General features: G+C 63.3%; 9 protein-coding genes. 5 read left to right on the top strand and 4 right to left on the bottom strand.

The annotated features are described in order from the left end of the window. Positions 1-453, top strand: a 453-nt coding sequence (locus tag A9W96_RS06380) for an RAMP superfamily CRISPR-associated protein (protein WP_231999610.1), incomplete at its 5' end; no start/stop codon positions are given. Positions 454-462: 9 nt separating this feature from the next. Continuing rightward, positions 463-1,182, top strand: a complete 720-nt coding sequence (locus A9W96_RS06375) for a hypothetical protein (RefSeq protein ID WP_067138494.1) — start codon at positions 463-465, stop codon at positions 1,180-1,182. A gap of 41 nt (positions 1,183-1,223) precedes the next feature. On the opposite strand, the gene A9W96_RS06370 is transcribed toward A9W96_RS06375, so the two are convergent. The 3 genes from A9W96_RS06370 to A9W96_RS31235 form a co-directional block, all read right to left on the bottom strand. Beyond that, positions 1,224-1,472, bottom strand: coding sequence for a hypothetical protein (locus A9W96_RS06370; RefSeq protein WP_197499420.1), 249 nt, complete (start codon positions 1,470-1,472; stop codon positions 1,224-1,226). Positions 1,473-1,808: 336 nt separating this feature from the next. Beyond that, complete coding sequence (locus A9W96_RS06365) at positions 1,809-2,804, bottom strand: hypothetical protein (RefSeq protein WP_067138492.1); 996 nt, start codon at positions 2,802-2,804, stop codon at positions 1,809-1,811. Positions 2,805-2,920: 116 nt separating this feature from the next. Beyond that, a complete protein-coding gene (locus tag A9W96_RS31235; RefSeq protein WP_156765133.1) occupies positions 2,921-3,226 on the bottom strand; it encodes a hypothetical protein in 306 nt (101 codons plus the stop codon). Between the two features lie 410 nt (positions 3,227-3,636). On the opposite strand from A9W96_RS31235, the gene A9W96_RS06360 reads away from it, so the two are divergent. The 3 genes from A9W96_RS06360 (at position 3,637) to A9W96_RS06350 (ending at position 7,621) form a co-directional block, all read left to right on the top strand. Beyond that, the gene (locus A9W96_RS06360; RefSeq protein WP_156765132.1) at positions 3,637-4,527 is read left to right on the top strand and encodes a hypothetical protein; all 891 of its coding nucleotides are present in this window, start codon (positions 3,637-3,639) and stop codon (positions 4,525-4,527) included. A 123-nt stretch (positions 4,528-4,650) separates the two neighbouring features. Beyond that, positions 4,651-5,562 (top strand): hypothetical protein, encoded by a 912-nt coding sequence (locus A9W96_RS06355; RefSeq protein WP_067138488.1) that lies wholly within the window; start codon positions 4,651-4,653, stop codon positions 5,560-5,562. Positions 5,563-6,346: 784 nt separating this feature from the next. Continuing rightward, positions 6,347-7,621 (top strand): hypothetical protein, encoded by a 1,275-nt coding sequence (locus A9W96_RS06350; protein ID WP_067138486.1) that lies wholly within the window; start codon positions 6,347-6,349, stop codon positions 7,619-7,621. A 197-nt stretch (positions 7,622-7,818) separates the two neighbouring features. Here the strand turns inward: A9W96_RS06350 and A9W96_RS06345 are convergent, their stop codons facing one another. Continuing rightward, positions 7,819-8,427, bottom strand: coding sequence for a hypothetical protein (locus A9W96_RS06345; protein WP_067138484.1), 609 nt, complete (start codon positions 8,425-8,427; stop codon positions 7,819-7,821). Positions 8,428-8,508 lie beyond the last annotated feature (81 nt).

Raw genomic sequence — 8,508 nt, 5'->3', positions numbered from 1 at the left:
CTGCCCGAGATCGCCGAACTCTCCCACATCCTGCCCCGCCCACCCCGATCCAAAGCCTTGCCTGCCGTGCTTGGCGTCGCAGAAGAATCGTTTAGCCACCTGTCCGATCACCGCACCACCACCGCCCGGCCTCCCAGCACGGACTCAGATGAAAACAGCAGTCCGCTCGGACGATTCGGGGTTGAGACACTGCCCGCGGGAACCCGACTGCAGACCTGGGTTCGACTCACCAACGCCACCCCCATCCAAGCAGCATTCCTGCTTTCCGTCCTGGACGAATTCGCCACCCGAGGACACCTCGGCGGCCGCATCGCCGCCGGCCACGGCCGGGTCATCGCCACCGTCACCGCGACCACGCTTCGCGGCAATCTTCCCGACGACACTCTCGACTGGGCAGCGGACTTAGCCGCTCACCGCGACGAGGCGATCACCACGCTATCCCAACTGAGTTGACACACACGCATGATTGCTCTGCAGATCACCGCCATCACACCACACGGTGTCGTGCTGTCCCGCCCCTGGGGCGTGGCCTTGGATGGATTACTCGCCTCAGTACTGTGGCACCGCCGTAAGTGGGCCGCCCGCACAGCGGGCGAAGAGTTCACCTATCAACACACCGAAGAACCTGAGACGCTTGCCCTTCCACTCGCCAAATGCGGCGATCCCACCTCTGACGCCGACTGGCACTGGATGGCCACCTTCGCCGACCTCCACCCCCATCACGCCACCGACCCCGACATGCGCTGGCGCACCTCACGCACGAATCGCGGCCGGCTTCAGCAACTGACCCCCGTCATTGGAAGCCAAGCAGTTTCCGACGCCCAGGGCCGCTATCAAAAGCGCATCGTCCCTGTCATGGCGCATCCCGCCGCGACCTTGACCTGGCGCGCCGTCGGCGATGCCGACCTCATCCGTGAACTGCTCACTGACCTGTTCTCGATCGGCAAGCACCGCGGCGTCGGAGAAGGCCTCGTCACACGATGGGAAGTCACCGAAACCCCCGATATCTCAAGCTGGGCCGCCGGCCACGAACATGAGCCCGGTGTGCTGGGCCGCACAGCGCCGGTGCGCTGCCTCACCCAATCCGCCGGCGTCCAGACAGGGCCGCTGGGTACCGCCTCCGTCCGACCCCCGTACCTGCACCCGGCGAGCCGCGCCAACGCCTACCAGCCAGCCCGCTAGCAAGCTGGCGTCAAAGGCCACGAACGGATTCCGTCGTTCCCTCACCAGCCCATGTCACGTGCCACTTCTGCTTGGGCTGCCGCGACCTCGTCAACAGTCGCCGCGGTCACATCCGCACCGGCCGCCCATTCGAACCGCGTCATCAGATCAGCCAGCGCCTGCTTTTGCGCCGGATGCGTGATCGGCACGGTGTTCAGATCGGTATGGGCCAACCAGTCGAACAAGACGATCGCGTCGGCACGCCACAAACGCAGGCTGACAGTAGGCACCTCTTCCTCCATTCCGGTCATCGTGCCACCGCTCCTCTGACGAGGACACCGTCAAGGCTGCCAGTCTGTATGTCTGGGTGTCTGGGTGAACCGGTCGACCAGCCAGTCGAAGGCGCGGGCCACGAGAGTGGCTCCCGGGGGAGAAACCCGCGTCGAAGGCCTGTCACGTGACCTGTTCGCACGCTGAAGCCGGGGTGGCGAAGGTGTCGCATCTCAAGGTCCGAGTCTTGGCGCGGAAATCGTTGAACGAGTTCGACTTCGAGCACTTCCAGACATCTCGAAGTGATGCGGTAATAGCCGCTGTGAGAATCGGGCCGGGTGCGGGGCCGGCTATCAGTGAATGGGTGAGGACCCGGGTCAGGAACGGCGGCAAGTTGAGATGAGGGCTTGCTGTTCGTCGAGCAGCTCACTGATGGTGCTCAGATATGCGGATTGGTCGCTGTGGATAACATCACTTGAGCGCCCGGCTATTTCGTCGTTGTTGATAGCTTGTCGCTGAGCCACCGCCTGCACGGATAGGTCGGCGATCCGGTGAAGGCGGCGAGCAATATCGGGGGTGGATGCTTGTTGTGCGTAGGTTTGCAGCTGGTTGGACCAATCCCGGTAGCTGGCCAGATCCGCGTCGGCTGTCAGCCGCGCGGTGAGCACGCTATTGGTCTTGAAGTTGAAGTTGGCGACCGAGTCGACGGTTCTGCAGTCCGGGTTGGGGCGATCCGAGAGGTATGCGATTGTCACAGTGGCGATTCCAGCCACAATAAACAGCGGGATCGACATCTTTAGTCGCCGCGGCGGCGCCGCATAGTCGACGTCTACCGGCGTGTCGTCAGCTTCTGCGCTGGCGCGCAACGATTCCACGTGCGTGGTCAGCTGATCCTTGCGGTACCCAAGCCACGCGTAGTAGATCGCGAAGTACAGCGCGAACCCGACAAAGAAAACTCCGCGCCGAATATCGTTGGACAGGAAGGACAAAACTCCGGCAAGGCTGAGGAAGGCCGGCGTCAGCCATATCAATGTCCTCGACCCGTGCAGGGCCCGACGTGTGTGCGTCAGCCGCAAAGTGCCCACCTTGACGGCAGCCACCAGCACGCGCGGTTCAGAAGGGATCTCTCCGTGGCGCAATGCCCTGCTGATTTGGGCCCGCTGCTGGCGGCTAAGTCCAGTGAGGGCTGCAGAATAAGCCTGGCGGAACGGGCGCTGGACGAAAACCAGGCACGCTGATATCAGCAGAGCGAACCCCGCCACGGTGAGCGGTCCCCACAACCATCCGGCGACGGCGAAAAAATTCGGGTATAGCAACGCCGCGACTGCGCCAAGCGTGATCGCACCGAACGCGGCGTTCGCCAGCCAGCTCACCCACCAGGGCGCAACAACGATTCGAGCCCACACAGGTTCTAAGTGTCCCAGAAGGGAGGCGGCCCTTGGGAAGAACCAGGCGCCGATTCAGCATTTGCAACTTGCGCGACGGGACATCAAATCGGACCGTTAACACTGGCACACTGGACGATCATCTGTGCAAGCTGTGGGTCAATCCCATTGCCTTCGAGACGTGAGATCTCCGCCATCGAGGAACTCCCGTTGTTGCGAATGTTCCGGGATACTTCTTGTCCGATTGTGTTGTAGACAAGCTGCTTTGCCTGAGGTGGTTCCGGGCTCAAGTGCTGTCTACTCAACAGGATGCAGTTCATGTAGCTATTCATGTCCGCCGCCGCAGGGCTTGCGAGGAGTCCCGACACGAGGCCACAGAACATCATCACGAGAGGAAGTGTCTTCTTCATCTGTTCACCTCCTTTCGCGTGTCCGTTCTTGAGACCATCTCAACTGACATCCGGACTCTCGACCACAGTTTTCGTGAATATCTTGGTGAACATCGTTGGTTGCAGCGCTACTGCAGTCGGTCTTCCATCTCGACGCGGGGGCCGCTCATCGTAGGCTTTGGCCATGTCCGGAGAGGCTGGCCTGGCGAGCAAGCGTTTGGTCCTCGTCGGCGTCGTCGGTATAACGAAGGTTCTCCAGCTCGAGGGGAGCTCAGATGAGCGTGCCAGGGCCGGATGACCACTGGGGGTCGCCGGAGGGGTCGCCGCTGCCGTGGTCTACACCCGCCGGGCGGCGACCGAAGAACGGCAAACAGAAGTGGATGCTTGTGGGAGCGGCGGCATTTGCGGTAGCTATCGCAGTCTCGGTCACGGTGACCATTGTCGTTGTCAGGCATTCGTCGCCGCAGCGTCCTGGTGTGGCTAGTGCTAAAGACGCCGCACCGATAAGCATCATCACCGAAGAACCCACCTGCGGGGCATGGGGTAACGTTGCCCATCCTTTGGCGGCCAGCGAGAAAACCTCTGGCTGGCACGACAGAGACAAATCCATCCCGGCATCTGCCTGGAATGCGCAGTTGAGCGCCCAATATCGGGCCGCCGACACGGCGATACGTGAGGCCGCCGATAAGACCGTGATGCTGGCCAGGCAAACCCCGCACCGGGTGGTCCGGGAACTCTACGAGCAGCTGATCGCCTACTGGCGCGCTTACGCAGACCGAATCCCGCAGTACACCTCACGCGATGATCTGCTGTTGCGTGTCACCTATGCGGCCGGCAACGCGATCTTCGCCATCTGCGATGCGATTAGCCATGGGGCTGCCGCACGGCGCGGACCACTGATCACCATGGCGGCCCCACCGACGAACGCGTCGCCGCAGACCGACGACCCGGCCGACCCGCAGCGATTCCTACGCGCCAGCAACTCAACATGCGCGGACTTCACCTCCGCGTTTGCTCGTTTCAATGATGCCGCCGCAGCATGGCATGACACGGATGAGGACATCCCCGCGAGCCAGTGGAGCCCTCAACAGCGAGCCCTCAATGACGGCATCCGGCCGGTCATGAGCGCCGTTGACGACGAATTAGACCGATTGGGTCGACGTAGCGGCAATCCGGCGATGGAAGACTTCGCGGTGCTGACGGCGGTGTATGGCCGCGCCTATGTTGAAGCTCTTCCAACGTATGTGGTGGCTGACCATTACCTGTACGACGTCACCGCCCAGGGCACCAGCCTCATCTCGACGGGCTGCAAAGCGGTCTAGGGTTACGCACAGTGGGGGTGTAAAGGTAAGGCAGGCAAGGTGCTTGGCTATGAGATCAGTGCAGTGAGGCGGCGTGTCACACGCCGCCTCCCGGCGCAGGTGAAGCGGTTATGTGTGGCGGCCATGGCATGGCTGGCCTTGGTCGTGGCTGCGTGCACGCCTCCTGACCGCAGCGCCGAGGTGCGCCGCCTTCAGGCCGAGATCGCCAACATGCCGGGCGTTGACGACGTTAATCCACTATATACCAATGATTTTGAGAACGGAGCCCAGTTGAGCCTGGTAGTGGCGATGCCAAAAGCAAGCGAGGAACAGATCGCGGCAGTGGCCTCACGTATCACCCGTATCAAAGGCGGGGATTTCAACGATTACCGCCAATCCTGTGACTTCGTCGTCGGCGACCGACTCGAGGTAAAGCGCGGCGCAAAGCTCGACCCGGCCCAGATCGCCGGTGACGCACATCGCTTGCGACAACTGAGGGCGCGTGTGCCACAGGGGTCGATTCTATGGTCACGTGACGGTGCCACGGCGCGCCTTGAAGTATCGGATACCGACCACACCAGCGACGTCTTGAACGCAGCGTTGGCCACTGTGCAGCCCGAATCGATGACCGTCTATGTCCGTTCTGCCGAGCCGACCAAATTCCCCACCTGGGAAGTCGGTGTCCCGATCACCGCCGAGCAGCGCGCAAACGTCGACGCCCTGATATCGCGGCTGGCGATGCCGGTCTATTACGTGCGCGTCGACGACGCCAGGATCACTGCGCTATCGGTGTACATCACGGACCCTGCTACGGCGTACCGCGACCTCAAATCAGTCATTTCCACCGTCGCGCCCACCAAACAACACCCGCTGCAACTGCAATGGCACCTCATAGTGGAGCCTGATAATTTCCACCAGTTCACCGGAGATCTTCAAGTGCCTGACTGCCGTGACGGCAGTGGATCGCCGAAACCGCAAGGCCCTCAGGGCAATCAGACGGCGGAGGCGGCTGAATTGCAGCGGCAACTAAACAGAGACTTTAGCGACTGCAGATAGGCACTGGCGTGTCGTCTAAATGAGGTTGGTTCCCTCGCGGGAGGGTTGTTGTGACCGATGCTGAAGTAGACGGGCTACACCCGGCGGCCCCAGGGCGCACCATAGGGGCGGTTTTCTGGCACGTCGTGGTCCGCCTCGGGGTCGGCGCCCTGGGCCTGATGTTCATCGCTCTATTGTTCGGGGCCTGCCTGGTCGCCTACCAAGATCTGGCTGGGCCGCACTGCGACGGACACCGGATGGGGCCGGCTGACACCTGCTCGGTGCTGACCTCCCGCGGGTACCGGTCGATAAGAACGATCGAGAAGTTGAACCCGGCAGGCACCGACCCAGCGGTGCTGACGGCGCCAGTGAACTGGCATGCAACAGGAAAATGTCCAGCAGGGCGTGTACTCGCCGGCAGGCATGCGAGATTTTCACCGCACCACCGGCTGCGCCATGTTGGGGGGCGCGTTACTGATCGCACTGGTACTGGGCTCATGGGCGTATAAAGCCGCCAGAGCGCGGTCATCGGCACCACGACAGCTCTGACGGCTTCGGGCTGAGGTCGGTCGCTGCGACGATAACGAGAGCGAGTGACAGAGATCGTCGATCGGCAGTCCCCCAAGGCTGGCGCCGGCGCGACTCGAGGAACTGCCGATGCTAATCCTCCCGGGGGAGCCCAGAGGGGTAACCCGATCGGTGCCGAACAAAGACTCGCCGAGAAATACGCAAGCCAACAGGGAGACGCCATCGTGGCGCTCGGCAGTAATGCCGCTCCCGCTTAGGCGTAAGTCATGCTTAGGACATGCCGAAGAAATCGCTAGAGGCACAGGCCCAGCCAGAAACCGGCTCCGGCGAGCGCGTCCTCGGAACGTGGCAAGCCGCCGGACTGAGTATGGCGGTGATTGTGTCTGCGGCGCAGTACGGACTGGGAGCGCTGCTCGGGGCGGCGGTCATGGTCCCGGTGATCTACGCCTTGGCGCGGCTGCGCCGCTACGCACCCCATGCGCGAAACACCGCCGAATTGGTGGGTGCCGCCCTAGGCCCGAGGGCGGGGACCGCAGCCGGCATCGTCCAGCTGCTCGCCTATTTGGTGCTGGCAGCGAAGTTCGCCACCACCCTCGGATCGCTTCTGCTGCTGCAGTTTTCATCCGGTGAAGACCCTGCCCAGATTTTTTCGTGGTTACCGGTCGCCGCGGCGGGGGCCGCGCTCGTCGTTGGTGCCATTGCCTGTTGGGCGTCGACTAGGGTCATCGCGTCGCTGGTGGCGCCGCTCGTGGCCGCAGGGTTGCTCATCTGCGTCTACCTTGCGGTGGCAGTCACTGCGCGCGTCGCGGCGGGCAGTGACCCCGTTGTGATCGGCACGGCCGCAACGGCGGGCCAGCTGTCTGGCCAGCTCGTCGGCTTCGGTCTGGGGATGGTGGGCGTTGAACTCATCACGGTCCGGGCCGCGCGCATTGCCAGGCCGGGCAGATCGATGTCGCTGGCGGTCGCGGTGGTGGCCGTGGCTGCCGTGGTGTTGTGGGTGGGTGATCACCAGGGTGTGGTGGGGCCGTGGCGCAGGAGTGCCAAACTCCTGGGGGAAGCGGTGCCGGAGTTCTATGCCGAAGCGGGTCGGACGTGGATGACTATCACTGCCGTCGCTGTCGGGGTGGCCGCTGCGTTGGCCTCGGGGTGGGCGGTGGTGCGCGTCGCGGCGGACCTGAGGGTAACGCGCCAGGCGAGGCCGAACACCATCGCGCGAGTGGTGGTGATGGCGCTTGTCGCGGTAACGGCTGCCGTCTTGTCGGCCCACGGCGCGCGCCGGATCGCCACGGTCATCTTTGGCGCGGCCTTCCTGCTGTTAATGGCGTTGTATGTGCTTGTCACAGAAGCGAATTCGCGTATTCCGGGCGATAGTGTGGTCGCCTGGTGGGTGCGGCTGGTGATGCCTGCGTTGGCCGTGGTGGCGGTGGTTAAACCGCTCGTGGACTCCGAGTTCGCCGCGGTCGAGGTGGCGACGGTAGTCGCTGCGGCGATCGAGGTGGGCGCGGCGGCGCTGCTGGCGCGGCCCCGCGATCGCACCGTGAAATCTGAGTAGTCTCACGGAGATCCCGCGGACGGTCCGCTGCCGCAAGCCTATTGGCATGACCGTTCCCAACAGCATGTCGAAAACGACCGCCTCCTTCTTGGTTTAGGCCGCCGTCGCGTTCGCGATCAGCCCGGCGAAAAGCAACCAACCCAAACGGGCCCAACCAGATCCGGGTTGATCGCGAGGCGCTGGGTCTTCTTCAAACATCAGTCGATTGTTGCGTCGGTGGCGGTCGATGCGAAGCTCTTGGTGGTGCTGGTGCCGTCGCTGTGGTTGCTGGTAATGGTGCAGCGGGTGCTGGTCGCGTCGACTGCGCAGGTGCCGGACCAGACGCTGCTGGTGTAGGTCAGGCTGCTGCCTGCGGGCAGCGGTATGAATCCCGCGGCACCGGTGGGTTCGCGGGTGACGCCGTCGGGTCCCACGCGCTGGGTGTTGAGGAACTCTTCGCGTGCGGTCTTCGAAAACCGGCTTGGGCTCGTGGTCGTGATCCGCACGAGGTTGTTGCCTTCGGCGGAGCCGTGCAGCTCGCCTAGGCATTCGACGTAGGCGAACATGCCGCGGGAGATGACCACGATCCGGCACAGTTGGCCGCTGGGCGAGGTGAACTGTGCGCCGCCGCCGCCGTAGGTGTTGAAGGTCTGGAAGGGTTTCGGGTCGACGGCGTGGTAGCCGGTGTAGTCGGGTGGGTCTGCGGCAGCAGGAGGGGCGGCTAGGCCGGTGAGCACGGTGGCCACGCCGGCGCAGAGTATGGCGCCTCGCAAGTCGATCAGGTTGCTGTTGTTGCGGGGTTCGCGCTCGGTGATCTGTTTAGCCACAACATCGTCCAATCAGTAGGTCTGGCTACCTTGCGGCAGAATCCGGAAGCCGTGTGTGCCGTCGTGATCGAGGTTCTGGAT

Source organism: Mycobacterium sp. 1245852.3, from assembly GCF_001669335.1.
Classification (GTDB): domain Bacteria; phylum Actinomycetota; class Actinomycetes; order Mycobacteriales; family Mycobacteriaceae; genus Mycobacterium; species Mycobacterium europaeum_A.
This window is presented reverse-complemented; position numbering and strand designations above follow the sequence as displayed.

Bases quoted from the DNA above. Each gene is read 5' to 3' on its own strand.
- A9W96_RS06370 (WP_197499420.1), bottom strand. From the start codon at position 1,472: ATGACCGGAATGGAGGAAGAGGTGCCTACTGTCAGCCTGCGTTTGTGG.
- A9W96_RS06375 (WP_067138494.1), top strand. From the start codon at position 463: ATGATTGCTCTGCAGATCACCGCCATCACACCACACGGTGTCGTGCTG.
- A9W96_RS06350 (WP_067138486.1), top strand. From the start codon at position 6,347: ATGCCGAAGAAATCGCTAGAGGCACAGGCCCAGCCAGAAACCGGCTCC.
- A9W96_RS06355 (WP_067138488.1), top strand. From the start codon at position 4,651: ATGGCATGGCTGGCCTTGGTCGTGGCTGCGTGCACGCCTCCTGACCGC.
- A9W96_RS31235 (WP_156765133.1), bottom strand. From the start codon at position 3,226: ATGAAGAAGACACTTCCTCTCGTGATGATGTTCTGTGGCCTCGTGTCG.